At 71.7% G+C, this 24171-nt stretch carries 19 protein-coding genes; 13 read left to right on the forward strand and 6 right to left on the reverse strand.

Features of this window, described 5'->3' with window-relative positions; all coding sequences use genetic code 11:
• The first annotated feature begins 199 nt into the window (after positions 1-199).
• Positions 200-2314: a catalase gene (locus BJ969_RS14235; protein WP_184479407.1), complete on the forward strand. Its 2115-nt coding sequence runs from the start codon at positions 200-202 to the stop codon at positions 2312-2314.
• A 136-nt stretch (positions 2315-2450) separates the two neighbouring features.
• Positions 2451-3914: an amino acid permease gene (locus BJ969_RS14240; RefSeq protein WP_184479408.1), complete on the forward strand. Its 1464-nt coding sequence runs from the start codon at positions 2451-2453 to the stop codon at positions 3912-3914.
• On the opposite strand, the gene BJ969_RS14245 is transcribed toward BJ969_RS14240, so the two are convergent.
• Positions 3892-5310: an MFS transporter gene (locus BJ969_RS14245; protein WP_184479409.1), complete on the reverse strand. Its 1419-nt coding sequence runs from the start codon at positions 5308-5310 to the stop codon at positions 3892-3894. The two genes, BJ969_RS14240 and BJ969_RS14245, sit on opposite strands and share 23 nt — an antisense overlap.
• A gap of 327 nt (positions 5311-5637) precedes the next feature.
• Here BJ969_RS14245 and BJ969_RS14250 point away from each other — a divergent pair, with 327 nt between their 5' ends.
• The 3 genes from BJ969_RS14250 to BJ969_RS14260 all read left to right on the forward strand — a co-directional run bounded on the left by BJ969_RS14250 (position 5638) and on the right by BJ969_RS14260 (position 7663).
• Positions 5638-6564 carry a TetR family transcriptional regulator C-terminal domain-containing protein gene (locus BJ969_RS14250; protein WP_184479410.1) on the forward strand — a complete coding sequence of 309 codons (927 nt, stop codon included), beginning with the start codon at positions 5638-5640 and terminating at the stop codon, positions 6562-6564.
• 94 nt (positions 6565-6658) lie between these two features.
• Complete coding sequence (locus tag BJ969_RS14255; protein ID WP_184479411.1) at positions 6659-7432, forward strand: enoyl-CoA hydratase-related protein; 774 nt, start codon at positions 6659-6661, stop codon at positions 7430-7432.
• Positions 7433-7492: 60 nt separating this feature from the next.
• Positions 7493-7663 (forward strand): hypothetical protein, encoded by a 171-nt coding sequence (locus tag BJ969_RS14260; RefSeq protein ID WP_184479412.1) that lies wholly within the window; start codon positions 7493-7495, stop codon positions 7661-7663.
• Between the two features lie 343 nt (positions 7664-8006).
• Here the strand turns inward: BJ969_RS14260 and BJ969_RS14265 are convergent, their stop codons facing one another.
• The 3 genes from BJ969_RS14265 to BJ969_RS14275 form a co-directional block, all read right to left on the reverse strand.
• The gene (locus BJ969_RS14265; protein ID WP_343071402.1) at positions 8007-8948 is read right to left on the reverse strand and encodes an NAD-dependent epimerase/dehydratase family protein; all 942 of its coding nucleotides are present in this window, start codon (positions 8946-8948) and stop codon (positions 8007-8009) included.
• Between the two features lie 123 nt (positions 8949-9071).
• Positions 9072-9275, reverse strand: coding sequence for a cold-shock protein (locus BJ969_RS14270; RefSeq protein WP_184479414.1), 204 nt, complete (start codon positions 9273-9275; stop codon positions 9072-9074).
• A gap of 334 nt (positions 9276-9609) precedes the next feature.
• On the reverse strand, positions 9610-10833 hold the full coding sequence (locus BJ969_RS14275; protein WP_184485276.1) for a Glu/Leu/Phe/Val dehydrogenase dimerization domain-containing protein: 1224 nt from the start codon (positions 10831-10833) through the stop codon (positions 9610-9612).
• A 572-nt stretch (positions 10834-11405) separates the two neighbouring features.
• Here BJ969_RS14275 and BJ969_RS14280 point away from each other — a divergent pair.
• Positions 11406-12293 (forward strand): hypothetical protein, encoded by an 888-nt coding sequence (locus BJ969_RS14280; RefSeq protein WP_184479415.1) that lies wholly within the window; start codon positions 11406-11408, stop codon positions 12291-12293.
• A gap of 41 nt (positions 12294-12334) precedes the next feature.
• Entirely contained in the window at positions 12335-13885 is a 1551-nt protein-coding gene (locus tag BJ969_RS14285; RefSeq protein WP_184485278.1) for an amidohydrolase, read from the forward strand.
• 95 nt (positions 13886-13980) lie between these two features.
• On the opposite strand, the gene BJ969_RS14290 is transcribed toward BJ969_RS14285, so the two are convergent.
• Both BJ969_RS14290 and BJ969_RS14295 read right to left on the reverse strand, forming a co-directional pair.
• Complete coding sequence (locus tag BJ969_RS14290) at positions 13981-14778, reverse strand: serine hydrolase (RefSeq protein ID WP_184479416.1); 798 nt, start codon at positions 14776-14778, stop codon at positions 13981-13983.
• A 14-nt stretch (positions 14779-14792) separates the two neighbouring features.
• Positions 14793-15737 (reverse strand): ornithine cyclodeaminase family protein, encoded by a 945-nt coding sequence (locus BJ969_RS14295; RefSeq protein WP_184479417.1) that lies wholly within the window; start codon positions 15735-15737, stop codon positions 14793-14795.
• A gap of 378 nt (positions 15738-16115) precedes the next feature.
• On the opposite strand from BJ969_RS14295, the gene BJ969_RS14300 reads away from it, so the two are divergent.
• From BJ969_RS14300 to BJ969_RS14325, 6 genes are all read left to right on the forward strand, one after another.
• The gene (locus BJ969_RS14300) at positions 16116-17714 is read left to right on the forward strand and encodes an aldehyde dehydrogenase family protein (protein ID WP_343071403.1); all 1599 of its coding nucleotides are present in this window, start codon (positions 16116-16118) and stop codon (positions 17712-17714) included.
• Positions 17711-18853, forward strand: coding sequence for an NAD(P)/FAD-dependent oxidoreductase (locus BJ969_RS14305; RefSeq protein WP_343071404.1), 1143 nt, complete (start codon positions 17711-17713; stop codon positions 18851-18853). The genes BJ969_RS14300 and BJ969_RS14305 overlap by 4 nt, the downstream gene beginning before the upstream one ends.
• A gap of 229 nt (positions 18854-19082) precedes the next feature.
• Positions 19083-20258, forward strand: coding sequence for a Glu/Leu/Phe/Val family dehydrogenase (locus BJ969_RS14310; RefSeq protein ID WP_343071405.1), 1176 nt, complete (start codon positions 19083-19085; stop codon positions 20256-20258).
• Between the two features lie 4 nt (positions 20259-20262).
• A complete protein-coding gene (locus BJ969_RS14315; protein ID WP_184479419.1) occupies positions 20263-21318 on the forward strand; it encodes a LysR family transcriptional regulator in 1056 nt (351 codons plus the stop codon).
• Positions 21318-23555, forward strand: coding sequence for a thiamine pyrophosphate-dependent enzyme (locus tag BJ969_RS14320; RefSeq protein WP_184479420.1), 2238 nt, complete (start codon positions 21318-21320; stop codon positions 23553-23555). Before BJ969_RS14315 ends, BJ969_RS14320 begins: the two co-directional genes overlap by 1 nt.
• Positions 23556-23609: 54 nt before the next feature.
• Positions 23610-24155: a GNAT family N-acetyltransferase gene (locus BJ969_RS14325; protein ID WP_184479421.1), complete on the forward strand. Its 546-nt coding sequence runs from the start codon at positions 23610-23612 to the stop codon at positions 24153-24155.
• Positions 24156-24171 lie beyond the last annotated feature (16 nt).

The following is a 24171-nucleotide window of genomic DNA, read 5'->3' on the forward strand; positions in this document are numbered from 1 at the left end:
CTTCCCAGGTGAGCGACATTGTGGTCGTTGCCTGTCAGCGGCGGAGCCGCTCGAAAAATCGATCCCGCAGCGAGGAAGCAGCTGAGGTTCCGCTGAGCGGCCCACTACTCACGCCGAGCTCAAAACAGGCAGCGAGGCGTAACGACCCGCCGGGGCGGGCACCCACCGGGAGCAGGCGAACCCGCTCCCGGAGGTCGGCATGGCTTCTCAGCACGGCGACAAGCAGGAACAACTCGACGGTGTGCGCCAGGATCCGGACGGCACCTACCTGACCACCCAGCAGGGCGTGCGGGTCGACCACACCGACGACTCCCTGAGCGCGGGAGCGCGCGGCCCCACGCTGCTGGAGGACTTCCACGCCCGCGAGAAGATCACCCACTTCGACCACGAGCGCATCCCCGAGCGGGTCGTGCACGCCCGCGGCGCGGGCGCCTACGGCTACTTCGAGGCCTACGACGATCGCCTCGCCGATTACACGGCGGCGAAGTTCCTCACCGACCCGAGCCGCCGCACCCCGGTGTTCGTCCGGTTCTCCACGGTGGCGGGGTCGCGCGGTTCGGCGGACACGGTGCGCGACGTGCGCGGGTTCGCGACGAAGTTCTACACCGCGGAGGGCAACTACGACCTGGTCGGCAACAACATGCCGGTGTTCTTCATCCAGGACGGCATCAAGTTCCCCGACTTCGTCCACGCGGTGAAGCCCGAGCCGCACAACGAGATCCCGCAGGCGCAGTCGGCGCACGACACGTTGTGGGACTTCGTGTCGCTGCAACCGGAAACGATGCACATGATCATGTGGTTGATGTCGGACCGGGCGCTGCCGCGCAGCTACCGCATGATGCAGGGCTTCGGGGTGCACACCTTCCGCTTCGTCAACGCCGAGGGCACCGGCACCTTCGTGAAGTTCCACTGGAAACCGCGGCTGGGCACGCATTCGCTGGTCTGGGAGGAATGCCAGCAGGTGCAGGGCAAGGACCCCGACTTCAACCGCCGCGACCTGTGGGACGCCATCGAAGCCGGGAACGGGCCGGAGTGGGAGCTCGGCGTGCAGCTCGTCGACGAGTCGAAGGAGCACGACTTCGACTTCGACCTGCTCGACGCCACCAAGATCATCCCGGAGGAGGAGGTCCCGGTGCGCCCGGTCGGGCGCATGGTGCTCGACCGCAACCCGGACAACTTCTTCGCCGAGACCGAACAGGTCGCCTTCCACACCGCGAACGTGGTGCCGGGCATCGACTTCACCAACGATCCGCTGCTGCAGGCGCGCAACTTCTCCTACCTGGACACCCAGCTGATCCGGCTCGGCGGGCCGAACTTCGCCCACATCCCGGTCAACCGCCCGGTCGCCGAGGTCTCCACCAACCAGCGCGACGGCTTCCAGCAGCAGCGCATCCACCAGGGGCAGACCAGCTACTCCAACAACAGCCTCGGCGGCGGCTGCCCGGTCATCGCGGGCGCCGGCAACGGAGCCTTCCAGCACTACCAGGAGAAGGTGGAAGGCGCGAAGATCCGCCAGCGCAGCGAGAGCTTCCAGAACCACTACCAGCAGGCCACCTTGTTCTGGAACAGCATGGCGCCGTGGGAACGCGACCACATCATCGCCGCGTTCCGGTTCGAGCTCGGCAAGGTCGAGCACCACCACGTGCGCGAAGCGGCCGTGGAGCAGATCAACCGGGTCGACCACGACCTCGCGATCGCCGTCGCCGAAGGGGTCGGCGTCACGCCCCCTCCGGCCGCGGCGGGGCCCAACCACGGCAAGCACTCCCCCGCGCTGAGCCAGTCCCACTCGGTCACCGACACCATCGCCACCCGCACCGTCGCCGTGCTGGTCTCCGACGGGGTCGATCAGGCCGAGGTCGCCCAGATCCGCGAGGCGCTCGCCCAACGCGGCGCGACCGCCGAGGTCCTCGGTAGCCGGGACGGCAGCGTGCGCGGCGCCGACGACAGCGACGTCCCGGTGGATCGGGCCATCAACACGATGTCCTCGGCGCTCTACGACGGGGTCATCGTGCCCGGCGGCAGCGGCAGCGTGCGGGCGCTGTCGGCCGACGGCTACGCGGTGCACTTCGTCGCGGAGGCGTTCAAGCACGCGAAGCCCGTCGCGGCCAGCGACGAGGGCCTGGCGATGCTGCAGCGCGCCGGGGTGGACAAGGTCCGCCACGCGGGCGAAGGCGACGGCGTGGTGTCCGACAAGGGCGTCGTGACCGCCGCGGCCACCGGCGGTGCGCTGCCCGACGGCTTCATGGCCGAGTTCGCCGCGGTCCTGGCCGGGCACCGCGTGTGGAACCGGGACACCGAGCACGTGGTCGCCTGACCGGGGCGGTGGCGTCCGCCGGTCGCCGCACCCGTTGGCCCGATCGGCGGCGCGCGGGTGAGGATCCGATACCGGCTCGGTCACGCCGCGGGCGATGTTTCGCTTTCGGCTCCGGGACGTTCTACCGTCCCGTCCCGTGAGTGTTCTGCGAACCCTTCCCGTCGAGGACGTGCTGGAACGCACCGAGCGCAGCGGCCTCGCTCGGCGGCTCTCCGGTGTCGACCTCGTCGGCTTCGGCATCGGCATCATCATCGGGACCGGCGTGTTCACCTTGGCGGGGATCGAGGCCAAGGAGCACGCCGGGCCCGCGGTGGTCCTCGCGTTCCTCGTGGGCGGCGTCGTCGCCGCGCTCGCGGCGCTGTGCTATGCGGAGCTGGCCTCCGCGGTGCCGACCGCCGGGAGCGCCTACACCTACGGCTACACGACGCTCGGCGAGATCTTCGCCTGGATCATCGGGTGGGACCTGCTGCTGGAGTTCGCCCTCGGTGCCGCGGTGGTCTCGCGCAGCTGGTCGGGGTACGTGTCGAGCCTGCTCGGGCTACCGCCGGAGTGGTTCAGCGAGGACGCGACGGTCAACGTCGGCGCGATCCTGATCATCGGCGTGCTCACCGTCGTCGCCGTCCTGGGCATCCGCGAGTCGTCCTGGCTGACCAACGCCCTGGTCGTGGTCAAGGTGTCGGTGTGCGTGCTGGTGATCGTCGCCGGGCTGTTCTTCTTCAACGGCGCGCACCTCACGCCGTTCGTCCCGCCATCGCAGCCCGCGGAGCAGGGCGCGAGCATCCTGGAGCAGCCGCTGGTGTCGGCGGCGCTGGGCATGGAGCAGTCGATGTACGGGTTCGGCGGCGTGCTCACGGCCGCCGCGATCGTGTTCTTCGCCTACACCGGCTTCGAGGCGCTGGCCAACCTCGGTGAGGAGACCAAGCGCCCGCGCCGCGACCTGCCGGTGGGGCTGCTGGGCAGCCTGGTGGTGTGCACCGTGCTGTACGTGCTGGTGGCGCTGGTGCTCAGCGCCATGGTCGACTACACGCAGATCGACGAGGCCGCTCCGCTGGCCGCCGCGTTCCACTCCGTCGGCGCCCACTGGGTGGCGGCGCTCATCGCGCTGGGCGCGGTGACCGGGCTGACCTCGGTGATGATGGTGGAGCTGGTGACCATCGGGCGCATCGGCTTCGCCATGAGCCGGGACGGGCTGCTGCCGCCGAAGCTGTCCCAGGTGCACCGGAAGTGGGGCACTCCGCACCGGGTGACGATCGGCGGTGCCGTGCTGGTGATGCTGCTCGGCGGTTTCGTGCCGATCGCCGAACTCGCGGACATGGTGAGCATCGGCGCGCTGTCCGGCTTCGTCATCGTGGCCATCGCGATTCCCGTGCTGCGCCACCGCAAACCGGACCTGCCGCGCCCGTTCCGGATGCCGTGGTCGCCGGTGCTGCCGGTGCTCACGGCCGTCGCCTGCCTGTACCTGATGACGAACTTGAGCGTGCTCACCTGGGTGCGGTTCGCGGTCTGGCTCGCGCTGGGCCTGGTGATCTACCTGGCCTACGGCTACCGCAAGTCCCGCTTGGCCACGGGTGCCCCGGTCACCGACGACGCGTCAGGATGAGCTGTTCGGTGACGGCCAGCAGCAGGGCCAGCGCGACGAACCCGACGGCGACCAGCAGGCCGGTGGAGATCGCGGCGTCGTAGCCGCCGACGGCCAGCGCGCTGAAGAACAGCCCCGATGCGGTCGCCGTGCCGATCGCGGTGCCGAGGCGCTGCCCGGTCTGCTGGATCCCGGCGGCGGTGCCACCGCGAGCGGAGTCGACCTTGGCGAGGGTGACGGTCTGGTTCGGCGAGATGACCAGGCCGCTGCCCACCCCTGCCAGCAGCAGCGGGCCCGCGACCAGCAGTCCGGCGACGTGGCCGGGACCGCCCGCGAGCAGCAGGTCCGTCACGACCAGCCCGGCCAGCGCGCCGACCAGGCCGAGCACGACCAGCGAGCGGCCGAACCGGTTCACGAGCCTGCCGCTGAGCGCGGAGGACGCCGCCGAGCCGATCGCGAACGGTGTCATCGCCAGGCCCGCCTGCAGCGGCGAGTACCCCAGTCCGCGCTGGAAGTACAGCGCCAGCACGAAGAAGATGCTGGTGAAACCGGCGAAGTACAACATGCCCAGCGCGGTGCCGAAGCTGTAGCTGCGGATGCCGAACAGGCCGAGGTCGATCAGCGGTTCCCGTCCCCTGGCGCGGTAGCCGCGTTCCCACAGCACGAACAGCACCAGCAGCACCGGCGCCGCCGGCAGCAGGTACCACGGCGCGCCGCTGCCGCTCTCCCGTTCGATCAGGGGCAGCAGCAACGCCAGCAGCGCGGCACCGAGCAGCAGCACGCCCACCAGGTCGAGGCTGCGAGCGCCGTCGGCAGGCTCGGCCTTCGGCAGGACCCTGGCGGCGAACACCAGCGCCGCCAGGCCGATCGGCACGTTCACGAAGAACACCCAGCGCCAGCCCTGCTCGTCCCCGGCGAGTTCGATGATGAGCCCGCCGAGCAGCGGACCGATCGCGGTGGACAGCCCGATCACCGCGCCGAACAGCCCGAACGCCTTCGCCCGCTCGCTGCCCTGGAACAGCTGCTGGATCAGCCCGAGCACCTGCGGGTTGAGCATGCCGCCCGCCACGCCCTGCACGAGCCGGGACACGACCAGCCAGGTCGCCGACGGCGCGAACCCGGCGGCGGCGCTGGCCGCGGTGAACAGCAGCAGCGCCAGGATGAACATCCGGCCACGACCCCGGTCGTCGCCGAGCCTGCCCGCCGGCACCAGCACCAGGCCGAAGGTGAGCGCGTAGCCGGACACCACCCAGCCCAGCGCGACGGGCGGGGCGTCCAGGCCCTGCTGCATGGACGGCAGCGCGACGTTGACGATGCTGACGTCGAGCAGGGTCATGAACCCCGCCAGCAGGCACACCACCAGTGCCTGCCAGCGCTGCGTCGGCCGCTGGGCGAGCCGCGAGGCACTTGTTCCCATCACCCTCACATCCTGACGGTGTCCGGCGGCGGCGGCGCAGCTGAGGGGGCGGCGCGGGCGATCACCGCTGGTGCTAAGGACTCGGACGGAGTCCCGGTTGCGCCACGCCCGTTGTGGTCGGGGCGAGCGCCCCGGCCGAACCCGCCCGGCCCGTCCGCCGATGGCCGGGCCGACGGCCGACACCGTTCGGGGTGTGCTGGTGCGCTGGTAGCGTCCTGATCGTGCGTGGTCACGGCGCTGGACGGCCGATCCGGCCGTCCTGGGGATGAAGCGCCCGACCACTGCACGCCCCCGATCCCGCGACGCCCGGACGAGCCGCTCACCACCATGACCTCCGAATCCGCACCCGCCGGCCACAACGCCGACTCCGGTCCCGCCGCGCTGCGCGCGAGGGTCCGCGAGGTCGTGGCGGGATATCCGCACAGCCACCGGGCGTTCGCCGACCGAATCGGTCTAGACGCCACCAAGCTCTCCAAGTCGCTCACCGGAGTCCGGCGCTTCACCCCGGTCGAGCTGACGCGCATCGCGGAGATCGGCCAGGTGACGGTGAACTGGTTGATCAACGGCAGGGACGACGCGGAGACGGTCGCCGCCGCACCGCGCCGCGCGGCCCGCCCGCCGGAACGCACCGGTGGGGACCGCTACCAGCAGATCCTCGACGCGGCCTGGGAACTCATCGCCGAACGCGGGTTCCACGCCGTCCGGGTCGCCGACATCGCCGAGGCCTGCGGGGTGAGCGCGGCCGCGATCCACTACCACTTCCCCGGCCGCGACGACCTGCTCACCGAAGCACTGCGGCACTCGGTCCGGCAGGCCTTCGACCGGCAGGTCGCCGAACTGCACAGCATCGACGACGCCCATCAGCGGCTGCTGCGGCTCGTCGAGCTGCAACTGCCGGAATCACCGGGGCTGCGCCGCGAGTGGTCCATCTGGCTGCAGGTGTGGAACGAGAGCGCGCTGCGCCCCGAGCTGCGCGGACTGCACGGCGATTCCTACACCCGCTGGCACGACACGATCGAGCGGACGATCCGCCAGGGCCAGCAGCAGGGCGTGTTCACCGAGGGTGACGCGGACGAGCTCGCGGTGCGGTTGACGGCGCTGATCGACGGACTCGGCATCGGCGTGCTCACCGGCCGCCCGGAACGATCGGTTCAGCGGATGCGCCAGGTCCTGCACGACTTCATCGGCCGCGACATCGTCGGTGAGGGCATGGCGGGCACCGCAACGCAGGCACCTGACGATCACTGGTCGTGATCGCTCGCGGCGAGTTCGGGTCGCTCGTTTGCCCGGTTGAACCACCTGGTCCCGCTCGGTAGTTTCCGAGGGCAATCGCCACGGAGGTGATCAGGTGCCGGAGGACGATGAGATCCTGGTCGAGCACCGCGACGCGGTCCTGCTGCTGACGTTCCACCGCCCGGAGCGGCTCAACGCGTGGACTCCGAGCATGCGGCGGCGCTACTTCGACCTGCTGGAGAAGGCCGATGGCGATCCGTCGGTGCGGGCGGTGGTGGTCACCGGTGCCGGCCGCGGATTCTGCGCCGGAACGGACCTCTCCGCGCTGGACTCGGCACCCGAGCACGACGGCGACGACCGGGCGGTCTCGCTGTCGATCCGGATCCGAAAACCGATCATCGCCGCGATCAACGGCCCCGTGGCCGGAATCGGCTTGGTCGCCGCCTTGTTCGCCGACGTGCGCTTCGCCGCCGAGGACGCCAAGTTCACCACCGCGTTCAGCCGTCGCGGACTCGTCGCCGAGCACGGCATCTCCTGGCTGCTGCCCAAGCTCGTCGGTGCGGGCACCGCGCTGGACCTGATGCTCTCCGCCCGCACCCTGCTCGGCAGCGAGGCGCACGCGCTGGGCCTGGTCGACCGGGTGCTGCCCGCGGGCGAGGTGCTGACCGCCGCGCTGGAGTACGCGCACTCGCTGGCCACCGAGTGCTCCCCCGCTTCGATGGCCGAGATCAAGGAGCAGATCTACGCGGGCCTGGACAGCGGGCTGGAGACGGCGAGCGCCGACGCGAACAACCGCATGATCGCCGCGTTCGACCGCCCCGACGTCCGCGAGGGCGTGCGCAGCTTCCACGAGCGCCGCCGACCGGACTTCCCGCCGCTCGGGAGCTGAATCGCGCCGCGCCCGATACGGTTGGCCGCAGAGCCGCCCGGTCGTGGGAAGGATCGCGCCATGGATTCCGAAACACCCGAAGCCGACGCCGCCGAACAGGCCAGGCATGCCGAGGATCCGGTCACCGAGGACGTCACGTCCGACACCGATCCGGTCGACGAGGCAGACCCGGCGGATCTCGCGGATCAGCGCACCGACGTTCCCGTAGACGAGGACTACGACCGGGAGTAGCGCTTCCCCTCTCGGATCTCGCAGCGCGCCGCACCGATTCGCGGCACCCGCGCCGATGCTGCATTCGCACGATGCCGCCGACGAGGGCGATCCGCCGAATGCGGACCGCCTACCGCATCCGAATCCCTAGGACAAGTTCCTTCCGGAACTTTCCACGAACTGGGCGGCTCGGACGTCACCGGTGGAATTCGTGAAAGCGGGAACCGATTTCACTTAACCGTGGTCAGCACGCGGCATTCGGCCCTACCGGATCACCCGAGTTCCGAGTACGTTCCGGTCGAACCGGGCAACCGGATCGAGCAGATAAGCACTCGTCATTTCCAGCACGAAGTCGTGCTTCACCTCAGCCCGGCCACAGGCCGAACATCGTCGCGAATCCCTCGCGCCAACTCGGCCACCCCGGACGCCAGCCCAACGTCTCGCGAAGGCGGAAATTCGTCGCGCCCCGCTGCTCGGTGAGCCGGTGCACGGTGAGCCAATCCAGCTGGGCCCTGGCCTGGTCCAGGGTCAACGACAACGGCGCCGGACCGCCGATCATCCGGGCGTAGGCCGGTAACCACTCCGCGCATTCCGCCGGTTCGTTGTCCACCACGTTGTAGGTGCCCGTCTCGCCGGCGGTGAGGACTTCGACGACCGCGCTGGCCGCGTCCTCCACGTGCGTGAACGAGGTCAGCCCCACGCCGTCGGTGACCAGCGGCAGCGCACTGCCGCGGACCTGCTCGTGCACCAGCCCGCCGGGCGCGTACCAGGTGTTCGGGCCGTACAGCGACCCGTAGCGCAGCACCACGCCCTCCAGGTCGGACCGGTCCACGACCGCGCTCTCCATACCGGCGACCGCGCGCACCGCCTCGCCCCACCGGCCCGGCGCGTCGATCCACAGCGGCGAGTCCTCGTCCAGCACGTCGTGACCGTTCGGGCAGTACGCGGCGACCATGCTCTGCGCCACCACCCGGCGCACGCCCGCCTCCGCGGCGGCCGCCACGAGGTTGCGGGTGCCGTCCTCCCACAGCCGCGCCGTGCGGGCGAGCGCGTCGTCGTAGTCCGGCCCCCGGAACCCGGAGACCTGGGCCACGACCACGTCCGGCTCGGCGTGGCGCACCACCTGGCGCAGCCGCGGCAGGTCGAGCACGTCGCCCACCACGACCTCATCGGCACCGGGCAGGCCCTGCGCGCGCCCCGCGGTGCGCAGCAGCGCCGTCACGTGATGACCTCGCTGCCGCAGTCTGGGCAGCAAGGTCCTCCCGACCACGCCGGTGGCACCGGCGACGAACACACGAAGGGGCACCCGGAACCTCGCAGAGATCGACATCAGCGGGGAGCGAAGCCTACCGCGAGGGCTTCGACATCCACGACGAACATGCGAGAGGCCCACGCCTGGCAGGCGTGGGCCTCTCGGCGTCGACTGAACTCAGATGCCGCGAATCTGAGAAGCCTGCGGACCCTTCGGGCCCTGGGCGATCTCGAACTCCACCCGCTGGTTCTCGTCCAGCGTGCGGAACCCGGTGGCGTCAATCGCACTGTAGTGGGCGAACACATCGGAACCGCCCCCATCGGGGGTGATGAACCCGAAGCCCTTTTCAGCGTTGAACCACTTAACGGTACCGGTAGCCATTCTCTTTACTCCTACTTCTGATGGCCAGGGCCGACACTGCGTCAACCCCCGAGTCGCCGAGATGATCACCCGAGCCAAAAACGGCCTCCGGCACAACAAAGCGCCTGCGCCACACTTGTATCGCAGGCACTTTCAAGTACTTGTGGGAACCAAAACTGCAACCACGGCTAACGCTAGCACCCCGAACGCGGGTTGTCACACACTTGTCACCCGAAGTCGTGGCCGACTGAGATCGATGTAACGCCGATCCCCATTTCGACGATTTCCCTGAAATGCCCGTGCGTGCCACCCCTTGACGGGATGGCACGCACGTTTCGGCTTCGACCGCGGCGGGCTACGGAATGCTGACCAGCAACCGCCCTTCCGCCTCGGCCACCTTGTTCTGCTCGGTCTGCCAGTCCGCGAGCCGCAGCGCGGCGACCCGCGGAGTGGTGCCCTCCGCGTCCCAGGCCGCGATCAGCGGCGGGATCTTCGCCAGCATCTCCTCGCGGAGCACGCTGAACGAGAGCACGGGGTCGGCGTCCACCCGGCCCAGCAGCAGCCACCACGCCCACGCGACGGCACCGGAGTTGGCCACGAAGTCGGGGATCACCGGGATGCCCCGCTCCGCCAGCAGCTGCTCGGCCTCCGGGGTGATCGGCGTGTTCGCCGCCTCGATGATCACCTTGGCGGCCACCTGCGGCACCCGCTCCGGGGTGATCGCGTAGGACACCGCCGCCGGGATCAGCACGTCGACGTCGACCGCGAGCACCGCGTCCCTGGGCAACCGCTGCACGTCGGCCGGAACCTGATCGCGGTCGATCTCCCCGAACCGGTCCCTGGCGTCCAGCAGCGCCGGGATGTCGAGCCCGTCCGGGTGGTACAGCGAGCCGGCCGCGTCCGCCACGGCGACGACCTTCAGCCCGGCCTCGTGCAGGTACCAAGCCGCGCCACCGCCCATGGTGCCCACGCCCTGCACCGCGACGGTCGTGCTGTCGTGGCCCCAGCCGCGGGCGTGCACCACGCCGAGGCAGCACTGCGCCACGCCGTAGCCGCCGACGACATCACCGAGCAGCAAGCCGCCGGGAACCGGGGCGTTGAGCCCGGCGCGAACCCGGCGCAACGTGTGCTCGACGTCCGGCGCCCGCCGGATCGCGGCGTGGTACGACTGCTCCAGCCCGGCCTCGGCGAAGACCTCGTCGATCAGGTGCTGCGGCACGCCCAGGTCTTCGGCCGTGACCCAGTGCGCGTCGATCCACGGGCGCATGGCCTCGACGAACCGGCGCAGCACGCCGTGCGCCTGGGGGTCCTTGGGGTCGCAGTCGATGCCGCCCTTGGCGCCACCGACCGGCAGGTCGAACACAGCGGTCTTGCGGGCCATGCCCCGCGCCAAGTCCTCCACTTCCGACATCGTGCATCCGGCGCGCATCCGGGTTCCGCCGGTCGCCAGGCCGGACACCAGAGTGTGCACGACGAGGTATCCGTGCTTTCCCGTCACCGGGTCTGTCCAGGTCACCCTCATCAGCGGGTCACAGTCGACAAGTGCCACCGGCCGAACCTCCTCCCAAGTGCAGTGCATGAAATGGGCGCACAGGTCGGCGCCCACCAGAGTTACCTACAGAAGGGGCGTGTTCCGGCCGAGGGATTCCAGGCACCGCTCAGGGTCGAAGACCCACGGGGCCCGAGTTCGGCCGGCCGCACGCGCTGCGGAGTGACCACCGCCGGCAGGCGGTGGTCAGCCTCAATGTCGCAGCCAGAGCGATGAAGACGACAGCCAGCGGAGGGGACGGGGAAGGCCGTACTCGTTGGCCCGCATGGTCACCTCCGTGTCTCGCTGGCGATGGATCGAAGCTAAACCCGAGCTGGATTTATTGTCAACAATCGTCGTATCCGACATTCGCTCCGACATCCGAAGTTCACGGCGAAACCTCGGCGTGATCTGCCGGCAAGCCTCTGACCAGGCTAATCGAAGATCGGGCGGATACCGGCAACTGGCCGCCGACACTCACTCGTCCGGGGTCTTAAGCTCTGGGCGCGGCAGTTGTTCACCGCGTCGGAGTCAGGCTTCGCGCGGGTAAAGGCAGGGCGTCGCGCGGGTATGAGTTCGGGGAATCCGCTCCGCTCCCCGCGCGCGACTGGGAGGATGCAGGCATGAGCCAACCGGGACTCCCCGAGCAGGGGCCCCACCGACCGGACCCGCAAGGTCCACCGGGCGCGCTGGACCAAACGGCGCAGCAGAACCTCATCCAGGACGTCGGCCGGGTGCTGCTGCGCTCGATGCCGCCGGCGTGGAGCGAGGTGACCGTCGAGTACCGCGCGGTCGGCGCGCACTCGGAGATCACCGCGCAGCTGCTCGCTCCCAACGGCACGCCGATCCCGCTGGCCGTGCCCGCGGAGCTCGGAGAGCTGTTCGGCCGGCTCCGCCACGGCATGCACGAACCGGACCGGGGCACCTGGATCAGCGCGCTGTACCGGTTGCAGCGCCCCAGCAGCTACAGCGTGGACTTCAACGGCGACTACGAGCCGTCCTGGCAGCACCCGCCGCCCGCCGAGGCCTTCGCCGCGGAGCTGCGCACCTACCCCCGCGCGGGCGTGAACATCCCCGGTTGGCTCGCGCGCAACGCCGGGGTGCCGGACGCGACGGGCACCGCCACGCGCGCGCCCGCGCTGCGCACCGCGGAGGTCTTCGACGCGGTCGACGAGGGCGGACGGCCCCAGGTGGACCGCCCGGAGGTCGCCATGAACGAGCTCACCGGTCTCGTCGACTACCTCGACCACGCTCCGATCGTGCTCGCCGCGCGCAGCTACGACACCGATCAGCTCGACCCCGCGGCGCCCGCGTCGGTGCCGCTGACCTTCCACACCGACGGCCAGTGGATCTGGCCCGGCGCGGTGGGCTACTACCTGCGCACCCACGGGGTCCCGCCGGACGCGGAGCTCGTCTCGCACATCCGCCGGGCCGGGTTCCAGGTGCCCGAGGTAGACGAACACCTGCGGGAACTCGCGGTTTCGGTGATCACCGGCGAGGAGCATCGCTGACGGGGGCCGACCTGGCGTTCGTGGACGGACCGGTGGCCACCATGGACGCCGCCGGTTCGCGCACGGACGCGGTGGCGGTGCGCGACGGCCGCATCGCCGCGCTGGGGACGGCGGCGGTGCGTGCGCTGATCACCGAGCGGACCGAGGTCGTCGCGCTGCGGGGGCGGTTGCTGCTGCCCGGTTTCCAGGACGCGCACGCGCACCCGGTGTTCGGCGGGTTGCTCCGGTTGCGGTGCGACCTCATGGAGGCGGCGGACGCCGCGGACTGCCTCCGGTCGATCGCCGGGCACGATTCCGGCGGCCGGTGGGTCCTGGGCGGTGGCTGGGACTCGGCGCACTTCCCCGGCGGCGCGCCGACCGCCGCCGCGCTCGACGAGGTCACGGGGTCCCGTCCGGCGTACCTGATCAACCGCGATCATCACAGCGCGTGGGTGAACACCGCAGCTTTGCGGCTCGCGGGAGTGGACGCGACGACCCCTGATCCACCGGACGGGTGGATCGAACGGGACGCCCGCGGCCGTCCCGCCGGGACCTTGCACGAGGGCGCCGCCGACCTCGTCGCCCGCGCGCTGCCCGCCCCGGATCCCGCCGAGTACCGGGCGGCGCTGCTGGAGGGGCAGCGGCTGCTGCACGCCCACGGCGTCACCGGGTGGCAGGACGCGATCGTCGGCGCCTACCTCGGGCACTCCGACGTCCTGGACACCTACCGCGCGCTCGACGAGCAGGGGCTGCTGACCGGCCGGGTGCAGGGCGCGCTCTGGTGGGATCGGCGTCGAGGTCCGGAGCAGCTGCCGGAGCTCGTCGAACGCCGGGCGCGGGCTCGCGGAGCGCGGTTCCGCGCGGACCACGTGAAGCTCATGATCGACGGTGTCTGCGAGAACCGGACGGCGTCGATGGTGCGGCCCTACCTCGGCGAGCGCCGCAGCGGTCTCTCGCACCTGTCGGCCGACGCGCTCCGCGAGGTGGTCGGCCTGCTCAGCGCCGAGGGGTTCGCGGTGCACTTCCACGCCGTGGGGGACCGCGCGGTGCGCGACGCGCTGGACGCGGTGGCCGCCGCGCCGGGCTCCGGCCTGCGCCACCAGATCGCGCACGTCCAGGTCATCCGGACCGAGGACCTCCCGCGCTTCCGGGAGCTCGGGGTCACGGCGAACGTCCAGGAGGCCTGGGCGATCAACGACGCGGCCATGACCGAGCTGACGATTCCCCGTCTGGGCGCCGAACGCGCCGCGCGGCAGTACCCTTTCCGGTCGTTGCTCGACTCGGGGGCGCCGCTGGCCGCGGGCAGCGACTGGCCGGTCTCCGACGTGGCGCCGCTGAGCGCGGTGCACGCCGCGGTCACCCGCTGCGAGCCGGGCGGGACGGACCCGTTCCTGCCGGAGCAGGCGCTCGAGCTCGGCACGGCGCTCGCGGTGCACACCCTGGGCAGCGCTCGGGCGAACGGGTTCGCCGCGGAGACGGGGTCGCTGGAAGTGGGCAAGGCGGCCGATCTCGCGGTGCTCGATCGCGACCCGTTCTCCGCGCCCAGCGCGGAAATCGGGCGCGCCCGGGTCGATCTGACCATCGTGGACGGAGCCGTCGTGCACCGGCGCTGATCCGGCGACCTCGGCACGTTCAGCTTGGCGCGCAAGGTGTTGCTGTAGTCACCGGGCGCGGATCGGGAGGAAACCCTTCCCACGCAAGGATTTCCTCAGCCGAGCGCGCGGAACACCCGCAGCCCCAGGTCCGCGATCCGGTCGTACACCGGACTGCGCCCGGCGCCGCGGCGGGACGGTTCGTCGGTGAGCTCGTCCACCAGCACCGCGACCACCGCGCGCGGCCGGTCGTCCCCGATCAACGCCACGTCGTGGCGGGATCCCTGGATCTCGCCCGTCTTGTTCCAGCACCGCGCCTCCACCGGCAGCGCGGCGGGCAGCCGGTCCCGGATCTGCTGGCGGGACAGCACGTCCAACGCGTGCACGGTGAGCGCCACCGGCAGCGCCCGGCCGGTCGCGAGCCGGTCCAGGATCCGCGCCTGGTCCAGCGCGCAGGTGGTGTTGCGTCCCGGCGCGTCGACGTCCATCAAGCGCCGTTCGACCCGGGTGGCGAGGCAGCCGAGATCCTCGGCGCAGCTCGCGATCGCCGGGAACCCGACGGTGTCGATCACCGCGTTCGTCGCCGCGTTGTCGCTGACGACGATCATGAGCGTGATCAGGTCGGCGAGCGTGAGCCGGTGCACGCCGCGCAACTCCCGCAGCACCCCGAAACCGCCCGCCCGCTGCTCCGGGAGGGGCACTTCGGTGTCCAAGGCGAACCGTCCTGCGTGGACCTCCCGCAAAGCGGCGATCATGACGAGCACCTTGATGGTGCTCGCCGGATGCACTTCGCGCTCCGCCTCCACCAGCACGGGAACGCGCTCGTCCAAGTCCCACGCGGCGAACCCGATCCGGCCCGGGAAATCCCGCCGGGCCTCCGCCAGGGACGCCTCCAACCGCTCCGCGAAGCCCATCCGGCCGCTCCCCCTCACAGCGTTCCGAGCGCGGCGTGCGCCGCGGCGGCGTCCTGGACGCCGATTCCGACGCTGTTGTAGAACACCAGCTGCCCCGGATCGGTCCTGCCCGGTGCACGCCCGGTCAGCACCTCCCCCAGCGAGTGCAGCCGCTCGCGGGTGCGGTCACCGCGTTCCAGCGCGCGCACGATCGGTCCGGCGTGGTGCGCGGCGGTGTCCACGTCGTCGACGACGACCAGGTCGGCGCGCCGCACGAGCTCGTCGTCCACCTCCCGCCGGTGCGGTTCGAAGCTGCCCACCGACACCACCGTGGCACCGGGTTCGACCTCGTCGGCGGTGATCACCGGCTCGGTGCTGAGCGTGCACGCGGCGACGAGCGAAGCGCCGCGCACCGCCTGCTGCGCGGTGTCCGCGGCGCGCACGTCCAGGTCCAGTTCGGCGGCGAGTTCGCTCGCGAGTGCCTCCCGGCGCCGCCGGTCGCGGCCGTGGATCCGCACCGTCCGCAGCGCGCGCACCCGGGTGATCGCGCGCACGTGCGCGCGGGCCTGCACCCCGGAGCCGAGCACCGCCAGTTCGTCGGCCGATTCCGGCGCCAGCACGTCGACGGCGACGGCGCTGCCCGCGGCGGTGCGCAGCTCGGTCAGCGCGGTCGCGGCCATGACGGCCCGGACGCGGCCGTCGGCGGCGTCGAGCACCAGCACGGTCGCCGAGATCACGGGCAGTCCACGCTCGGCGTTGCCGGGGTGCGCGGCGACGAGCTTGCTCACCGCGCCGTGCTCCGGGGAGATCGTGCCGAGGTAGCCCAGCGCGGTACCGGTGCCGCTGGGGACCGAGACCTTCTGGGCCAGCCGCGCGCGACCGTCGCCCAGCGCCGCGAAGGCCGTGCGCTGCGAGCGGATCGCCGTGTCGAGGTCCAGCGCCGCGGTCACGTCCGCGTCGGTCCACATCATGTCCGTCATCCGTGCCTCCAAGCTCGCCGCTCCCCCGCCACCGGCACACGGTAGGCGGGCGGTGGTGGTGATCGTTCTGAGCAACAGCAGAACTGTCGCTCAGAGAACCAGGAAATCACTCTTCTGATGCTCGATGTTCGAACGCCTGCGCGGTTACGGTGGGTTTCGTGACCGGCGGCACAACGCAGGCCGGTTCCGGCGGTTCGGACTGCGGTCCGGGCCGCACACGCGGGAAGACGCCAGCCACGCCCCCGAAACCCGAGGCCGCCGCGGCCACGGCCGCCCGGCTCCGACATCGGCACCGACCGTCGCGACCTCCGCGACGTCTCGACCGGCAGCACGACCGCACTGCACACGCCCGCACGGATGAGGAAGAGGTGGACCACGGTGTCGACGACGGTGAGTTCGGTGATCGGAGCAGCCCCGCGCGAGGCGGCCCCCGGAGCCGGAGCCCCCGGGTCAGGATCGGCGGAGTACTCGTCCCGCAACCCCGCCCGGCTGGACGACGTGGTGGCGCGGGTCGAGTTGAGCGGCCCGGAGGACGTGCACGCGGCGGCCGCTGCCGCCCGCGCCGCGCAGCGCGAGTGGGCGCAGGTGCCCGCTCCGGTGCGCGGTCGTGTCGTGGCCGAGCTCGGCAGACTGGTCGAGGCGAACAAGGAATCGCTGGCCCGGCTGGTGACCCGCGAGATCGGCAAGCCCTACGCCGAGGCGCTCGGCGAGGTCCAGGAGATCGTCGACACCTGCGACTTCTTCCTGGGCGAGGGGCGCAGGCTCTACGGCCAGACGGTCCCGTCGGAGATGCCGGACAAGCAGCTGTTCACCTTCCGCGTTCCGGTGGGCGTCGCGATGGTGATCACGGCGGGCAACTTCCCGGTGGCGGTGCCGTCCTGGTACCTGGTTCCGGCGCTGCTGTGCGGCAACGCGGTGGTGTGGAAGCCTGCCGAGTACGCGGCGGCGGCCGCGCGGGCGGTCGCCGAACTGGCTTGGCGCGCGGGAGTTCCGCAGGGCGTGCTGAACCTGGTCTACGCCGACGGGGAGGCCACCTTCGCGGGCTTGGAGTCCGCGTTGCGGGACGGCCTCGTCGACAAGGTCGGCTTCACCGGTTCCAGCGCGGTGGGCTCCCGGGTCGGTGAGCTGTGCGGCAAGTACACGCAGAGCCCGTGCCTCGAACTCGGCGGGAAGAACCCGATGGTGGTGGCCGCGGACGCGGACCTCGACCTCGCCGTCGAGGGCGCGCTGTTCTCCGGGTGGGGCACCGCCGGGCAGCGCTGCACCTCGCTGGGCAACCTGATCGTGCACCGCGACGTGCACGACGAGTTCGTCGGCCGGTTGGACCAGGCGCTGCGGGCCGCGGTGATCGGCGACCCGGCCGGGGACGTGCTGTACGGACCGCTGCTGGACCAGAAGTTCGCCGACGGCTTCGAATCGGTGCTCAGCACCATCGCCGATCACCACAAGGTGCTCGGGTCCTCCGCGGTCGGCCGCATCGGTGCCACCGCCCCGCGCGCCGGGTTCCAGGGCGATCCGGAAGCGGGCTTGTTCTACCACCCGGTGCTGCTGGACGGACTGCGCCCGGACGACCACGTGTTCACTCAGGAGACCTTCGGCCCGATCGTCGGGGTGAGCACCTTCGACGACCTCGACGAAGCGATCGAACTGGGCAACGCGCCCGGCTACGGGCTCTCCGCGGCCGTCTACACCTCCGACCCGGCCACCGCTTTCCGGTTCCGCCAGGGCACCGGGGCGGGGATGGTCAGCGTGAACAACTCGACCTCCGGGGCCGAGGCGCACCTCCCCTTCGGCGGGAACGGCCGCTCCGGCAACGGCAGCCGCCAGTCGGGCATCTGGGTACTCGACCAGTTCACCCGATGGCAGTCGCTGAACTGGGACTTCTCCGGGAAGTTGCAGAAGGCGCAGATGGACGTCGCCACCGTCGAACCGGACCGGGGATACCGGCTGCCGCCCGAACTGGGCGGCACCTCGTGACCCTGCCGGTCCGGGCCGAGGTCGTCGTGATCGGCGGCGGGGCGATGGGCACGTCCATCGCCTTCCACCTCGCCGAGGCGGGAACGCAGGTGCTCCTGCTGGAACGCGACGAGCTCGGGTCGGGCAGCACCGGCAAGGCCGCGGGCGGGGTGCGGGCGCAGTTCTCCGATCCGGTCAACATCGCGCTGGGCGCCCGCAGCCTCCGCGCCTTCGAGCGGTTCGCGGAGCGGCCGGGCGGGGAGATCGACCTGCGCAGGCACGGCTACCTGTTCCTGCTCTCGGACCCGGCGGACGTGGCGGAGTTCGAGAACTCCGTGCGGTTGCAGAACGAACTCGGCGTGCCGAGCCGGATGCTCACCGCGCGGGAAGCGGGCGAACTCGCCCCGCTGGTGTCGGTCGACGGCGTCCTAGCCGGTGCCTTCTCCCCCACCGACGGGCACTGCACGCCCGACGCGGTCGTGCAGGGCTACGCCGCCGGTGTCCGGCGGTTCGGCGGTGACGTCCGCCGGCACTGCGCGGTCGAGGGCATCGAGGTGTCCGGCGGCAGGATCACCGGCGTGCGCACCGATGCCGGCGCAGTGGCCACGTCCACCGTGATCTGCGCGGCGGGCGCCTGGTCGGCCGAGGTGGGCGCGATGGCCGGGGTGGAGTTACCGGTGCGGCGCTTGCGGCGGCAGATCCTGGTCACCGAGCCGGTCCCCAGCCTGCCTGATCGACTGCCGTTCACGATCGACTTCAGCACCGGGTTCTACTTCCACGACGAAGGGCCCGGCCTGCTGATGGGCATGCCGGATCCGGTCGAGAGCACCGAATCGCGCACCGACGACCGGTGGCTCGACGTTCTCGCCGACACCGTGGCTCGGCGAGCGCCCGCGTTGTCCGCGATCGGTGCGGCGCACCGCTGGGCGGGGTTGTACGAGCTGAGCCCGGACCACAACGCGCTGATCGGCGCTTCGTCCGAAGTGGACGGATTCCGCTATGCGACGGGCTTCTCCGGGCACGGCTTCCTGCAGAGCCCGGCGGTGGGCGAGGTGGTCCGCGACCTCGTCCTCGGCCGACCACCCGAGGTGGACGTCGGGGGCTTGAGCGTCGACCGCTTCGCCCGCGCCGCCCACCGACCGGAGCGCAACCTCGTCTGACGGTTCGCTCCACGCGTTTCGCCGGTGTTCCCGGTCAGCGGCAGCTCCGCTGACCGGGAGCCACCGGAACAGCAAGACCACCGGAGGTTCGCGCCGGTCGCCGCACGGGGACAGCGATTCCTCGTGCGCCGGCACCACTTCCGGACGGGATTTCGCAGTGCCGATGCCGTCGCGGTTCCGCCACGGCCACCACCCAGCTCACTTCGGACGGACCACGCAGGAGGCAGTCGTGAACGACCTGTTGCAGTCGATCGACGAATGGGGACCCGAGAAGATCGTCTGCGTCTCCGATTCCCGCAGCGGGATGCGGGGCGTGCTGGTGGTCGACAACACGGCCCGTGGCACCGGCAAGGGCGGGATCCGGATGAGCCCGACGGTGAGCGTCGCCGAGATCGCCAGGCTGGCCCGGGTGATGACGTGGAAGTGGGCGGCGGCCGACCTGTTCCACGGCGGTGCCAAGGCGGGCATCGTGGCCGACCCGGCGGCCCCCGACAAAGAACGGATCGTGCGCGCCTTCGCCCGCAAGCTCGCAGATCAGATCCCGGCCAGCTACGTCGCCGGCCTCGACATGGGCATGACCGAGCGGGACGCGGCGATCATCCAGGACGAACTCGGCGATCGGGGCACCGCCGTGGGCGTCCCGGAGGTGCTGGGCGGAGTCCCCTACGACGAGCTCGGCGTGACCGGTCATGGCGTGGTCGCCGCGCTCGCCGCCGCGCTGGAACTGCGGAACCGGCCGATGGCGGGCACGCGGGTCGCGGTCCAGGGGTTCGGCGCGGTGGGTGCCGCGGCCGTGCGGCGGTTGCACGAGCTGGGCGCCCAGGTCGTCGCACTGTCCACCGTGGACGGTGGCGTGCACGATCCGGACGGGCTCGACGTGCCGTCGTGGCTGGCGCGGCGCGCCGAGCACGGCGACGCGTGCGTGCACGGCGCTCCGGCGGCCAAGCGCCTCGATCGCGGCGAGGAGCTGGTGGTCGACTGCGACGTGCTGATCCCCGCGGCCGGGCAGGACGTGCTCGGGGAACGCGTCGCGGCGGAGGTCCGGGCCGAAGTCGTCGTGGAGGGCGCGAACCTCCCGACCACACCGGACGCGCGGGCCGCGCTGGCGGCGCGTGGGGTCACCGTCGTACCGGACTTCATCGCCAACGCGGGCGGGGCCATCGCCGCCGGCTTCGCGATGGACGCCCGTCGATCCGCGTTCCGCCCGGCACCGGACCGCATCCTCGACGAGGTCGCGCAGCGGTGCCGGGACAACACCCGGCTGGTGCTGCGCTCGGCGTTGGAGCACGGGGTCGACCCGCACTCCGCCGCACTGGACATCGCGCAGAGCCGGGTGCGCGCCGCGATGGAGCTGCGCGGGCGGCTCGCGACTGTCGAAGCCGAACCGGTCGGCGCGGGCGGCTGATCACATGCTCAACCCGATCCACCTGCGCACCTTGCAGGAATGCGTGCGCACCGGCTCGTTCGCGGAGGCGGGCAGAGCCCTCGGCTACACCGCGTCCGCGGTGTCGCAGCAGATGGCGTTGCTCGAACGCGCCGTCGGAGCACCGCTGTTCGAGCGCTCGGCGCGCAGCGCCCGGTGCACCGCGCTCGCGTCCCGGCTTGCCGAGCGCAGCCGGGACGCGCTGGGCGCGCTGCAATCCCTGGAGCGCGAGGTGCGCGCGATGGTCAGCGGGGAGGAGGGCAGCCTGCGGCTGGCCGGGTTCGCCACCGCCAACGCCCGCATCCTGCCCGGCGTGCTGGCCTCGGTGATCGAGCAGCGCCCGCACGCCGAGCTGCAGCTGGACGAGGGCGAACCGGACGAGGTCGTCGACAGCGTGCTCGACGGGGTGCTCGACGCGGCGGTCGTGTTCGAGTACGACCTGGACCCGCGGCAGTGGCCGACGGACCTGCGCGTGGACGAAGTGGTGTCCGAGCCGCTGCGCCTCGTGCTCCCGGGCTCGCACCGGCTGGCCGGGGCCGCGGAGATCTCGCTGCACGAACTCGCCGACGAACCGTGGATCTGCACCCGCCGCGACACCGCCGGGGCGCGCTCGCTGGTCCGGCTCGCGGCGGCCAGCGGCTTCGTCCCGCGCATCACCTTCCGCAGCAACGACTACTCGGTCATCCGGGACCTGGTGGCCCGCGGCATGGGGGTCGCGATGCTGCCCGGCTTGGCACTCGGGACGGGGTCGGTCCGGGTGACCCGCATCGCCGGGCGGCAGCCGCAGCGCCGGGTGCGCGCCCTGTACCGCAAGGAGAACACCAACCCGCTGCTGCCCATCGCACTGGACTGCCTGCACCGGGCGGGCTCCGAGCTCGCCGTGCTCTGGGGACCGGACACCGCGGCGCACCACCCCGAACCGGATCCGCGGGAGCTGCCGGCGGAGGTGCCCCCGTCGCCACCCGGTGGTCCGCCTGATCTGCGGTGGCACGGCGTCGGCACCGGAGCGTCGGGGACTCGGGACAGCGGAGCGGAGCGGTGATGAGCCAGGGCAGCGATCACGTCGAGCAGATCGACGAGCACTTCCTGTCGGCGGTGCAGGCGCTCACCGGTCCCCCCGCCGGAGCGGGACCGCCGCGTCCCGACGTCGCGGGCGCACCGGGTGCGAGCTCGGCGCCGCAGTTGCTGGCACTGTTCGACGCGCAAGCGGGCAGCAGGCACCTGGACTTCGCCGCGCGCGAGTTGGGTCGCCGCAAGCTCGGCTACTACAGCATCGGTTCCTCCGGCCACGAGTCGAACGCGGCGGTGGCCGCGGCCCTGCGCCCCACCGATCCGGCGCTGCTGCACTACCGCTCCGGCGGGTTCTACCTGCGCCGGGCGCACCAGGTACCGGGCCGGGACCCGGTGCGCGACGTACTGCTCGGCGTGGTCGCCTCGGCCGAGGAACCGATCTCCGCGGGAAGGCACAAGGTGTTCGGGCACGGCGAGCTCGGGATCATCCCGCAGACCTCCACCATCGCCTCCCACCTGCCTCGGGCGATGGGGCTGGCCTTCTCGGTGGGCCGCGCCGAACGGCTGGACGTCACGTCCGAGTGGCCCGCCGACGCGGTCGTGGTGAGCAGCTTCGGCGACGCCTCGGCGAACCACTCCACCGCGCTCGGCGCGATCAACGCCGCCGCGCACTGCGCGCACCAGGGCTTGCCGATGCCGCTGCTGCTGGTCTGCGAGGACAACGGGCTCGGCATCAGCGTGCGCACCCCGCCGGAGTGGGTGGCCTCGGCGCACTCCCGCCACCCGGGGATCCGCTATTCCGCAGTGGACGGTGCCGATCCCGCTCAGTGCTTGGAAACGGCGGCGGAGCTGGCGGAGTGGGTGCGCGAGCACCGCAGGCCCGCGCTGCTGCACCTGCGCACCGTCCGCCTGATGGGGCACGCGGGGTCCGATGTGGAATCCGGGTACCGGACGCGGTCGGAGATCCTCGCCGACTACGACCGGGACCCGCTGCTGGCCACCGCCGCCGCACTGATCCACCGCGGCGTCCGCTCCCCCGCCGAGGTCCTCGACCGATACGAGTCGTGGCGCGCCGAGGTCGCTCGGATCGCCGAAGAAGTGCTGTCCCGCCCCAAGCTCGCCGACCGGGCCGAGGTGATGGCCGCCATCGCCCCCGCCGATCCCGGCGCGGTGCGAGACCGGGCGGCCCACCGGACCGCGCAGCGCGCACGGCACTTCGGTGAGAACGCACCGGAATCGGCCGGACCGCTCACCCTGGCCGAGTCGATCAACCGCGGCCTGGCCGACGCGCTGGCCACCGATCCGGGCACGCTGGTCTTCGGCGAGGACGTGGCGGGCAAGGGCGGGGTCTACGGGGTGACGCGGGGCTTGCGCCGCGCGTTCGGCGGCCTCCGCGTGTTCGACACGCTGCTCGACGAGCAGAGCATCCTCGGCACCGCGCTCGGCGCGGGCCTCGCCGGGATGGTGCCGGTTCCGGAGATCCAGTACCTGGCCTACCTGCACAACGCGGCCGACCAGTTGCGCGGCGAGGCCGCCACTCTCGGGTTCTTCTCCAACGGCCGGTTCCGCAATCCGATGGTGGTGCGCATCGCGGGTTACGGCTACCAGAAGGGCTTCGGCGGGCACTTCCACAACGACAACTCGGTGGCGGCGCTGCGCGACATCCCCGGCCTGGTGGTCGCCTCCCCGTCCTGCCCGGACGACGCCGCCGCGATGCTGCGCACCTGCATCGCCGCGGCGCGGGTGGACGGCCGGGTGTGCGCGTTCCTGGAACCCATCGCGCTCTACCACGAGCGGGATCTCCACGAGCCGGGCGACAACGCGTGGCTCGCCCGCTACCCGGCGCCCGGCGACGGGCACGTGCCGATCGGCAGCGCCCGCACGCACGGCAGCGGCGACGAGTTGACCTTGGTGACCTTCGGCAACGGCGTGCCGCGCTGCCTGCGGGTCGCGCGGCGGTTGGAGCGCGAAGGTGTCGGTGTCCGCGTGCTGGACCTGCGCTGGCTGAGTCCGCTGCCCACCGAGGACCTGCTCACCGCGGCGATGGCGACCGGGCGGGTGCTGGTGGCCGACGAGACGAGGCGCTCCGGGGGCGTGTCCGAACCGGTGGTGACGGCACTGGTGGACGCCGGTTTCACGGGCTCGATCGCGCGGGTCACCAGTGCGGACAGCTTCATCCCGCTCGGGGGCGCGGCCCAGCACGTGCTGCTGAGCGAGGATTCCATCGAGGGTGCCGCCCGTGACCTCCTCCGCCGAAGCACGAGGTGACCGCATGGACCACGACGCCCCGCCGCAACGACCGCCGCACGAGCGGGCCATCGGATGATCAGCTGGCGCACGCTGACCGAGCAGGACTTCCCGCTGCTGGGGAGCTGGCTCGCGCAACCGCACGTGGCCCGGTGGTGGCACCACGAGAGCTCCGCCGCGGCGGTCGCGCGCGATTTCGGGGCGGCGGCGCGCGGCGAGGAGCCGTCGGACGACCTGCTCGTGTTCCTCGACGGGCGGCCGGTGGGCTTGCTGCAACGCAGCAGGTACGGCGACTACCCGGAGCACGCGGCCGAGCTCGCACCGATCATCGAGGTTCCGGCGGAGGCGGTGTGCCTCGACTACTTCATCGGCGATCCGCGGCTGATCGGTGCCGGGCTGGGCACCCGCGTGATCCGGTCGATCGTCGAGGCGACCTGGCACGACTACCCGGAGGCGCCGTCGATCGTGGTGCCCGTGTCCGCCGCCAACCGGGCGTCCTGGCGTGCACTGGAGAAAGCGGGCCTGCGCCGCGTCGCCGAGGGCGAGATGACCCCGGACAACCCGCTCGACGACCGGGACCACTACGTCTACGAGGCGGTCCGCCCACCGGCCGGATTCTGACCGTCAACCGCGTTGG

Origin of the sequence: Saccharopolyspora gloriosae (assembly GCF_014203325.1) — a bacterium.
In the GTDB taxonomy this organism is placed as follows: Bacteria; Actinomycetota; Actinomycetes; order Mycobacteriales; family Pseudonocardiaceae; genus Saccharopolyspora_C; species Saccharopolyspora_C gloriosae.

What these genes read in the sequence shown, in the direction of transcription:
- BJ969_RS14235 (WP_184479407.1), top strand. Translation starts at nt 200, where the DNA reads ATGGCTTCTCAGCACGGCGACAAGCAGGAACAACTCGACGGTGTGCGC.
- BJ969_RS14315 (WP_184479419.1), top strand. Translation starts at nt 20,263, where the DNA reads ATGCTCAACCCGATCCACCTGCGCACCTTGCAGGAATGCGTGCGCACC.
- BJ969_RS14275 (WP_184485276.1), bottom strand. Translation starts at nt 10,833, where the DNA reads ATGCACTGCACTTGGGAGGAGGTTCGGCCGGTGGCACTTGTCGACTGT.
- BJ969_RS14260 (WP_184479412.1), top strand. Translation starts at nt 7,493, where the DNA reads ATGGATTCCGAAACACCCGAAGCCGACGCCGCCGAACAGGCCAGGCAT.
- BJ969_RS14295 (WP_184479417.1), bottom strand. Translation starts at nt 15,737, where the DNA reads ATGACGGACATGATGTGGACCGACGCGGACGTGACCGCGGCGCTGGAC.
- BJ969_RS14245 (WP_184479409.1), bottom strand. Translation starts at nt 5,310, where the DNA reads ATGGGAACAAGTGCCTCGCGGCTCGCCCAGCGGCCGACGCAGCGCTGG.
- BJ969_RS14285 (WP_184485278.1), top strand. Translation starts at nt 12,335, where the DNA reads ATGGACGCCGCCGGTTCGCGCACGGACGCGGTGGCGGTGCGCGACGGC.
- BJ969_RS14325 (WP_184479421.1), top strand. Translation starts at nt 23,610, where the DNA reads ATGATCAGCTGGCGCACGCTGACCGAGCAGGACTTCCCGCTGCTGGGG.
- BJ969_RS14280 (WP_184479415.1), top strand. Translation starts at nt 11,406, where the DNA reads ATGAGCCAACCGGGACTCCCCGAGCAGGGGCCCCACCGACCGGACCCG.
- BJ969_RS14270 (WP_184479414.1), bottom strand. Translation starts at nt 9,275, where the DNA reads ATGGCTACCGGTACCGTTAAGTGGTTCAACGCTGAAAAGGGCTTCGGG.
- BJ969_RS14320 (WP_184479420.1), top strand. Translation starts at nt 21,318, where the DNA reads ATGAGCCAGGGCAGCGATCACGTCGAGCAGATCGACGAGCACTTCCTG.
- BJ969_RS14290 (WP_184479416.1), bottom strand. Translation starts at nt 14,778, where the DNA reads ATGGGCTTCGCGGAGCGGTTGGAGGCGTCCCTGGCGGAGGCCCGGCGG.
- BJ969_RS14250 (WP_184479410.1), top strand. Translation starts at nt 5,638, where the DNA reads ATGACCTCCGAATCCGCACCCGCCGGCCACAACGCCGACTCCGGTCCC.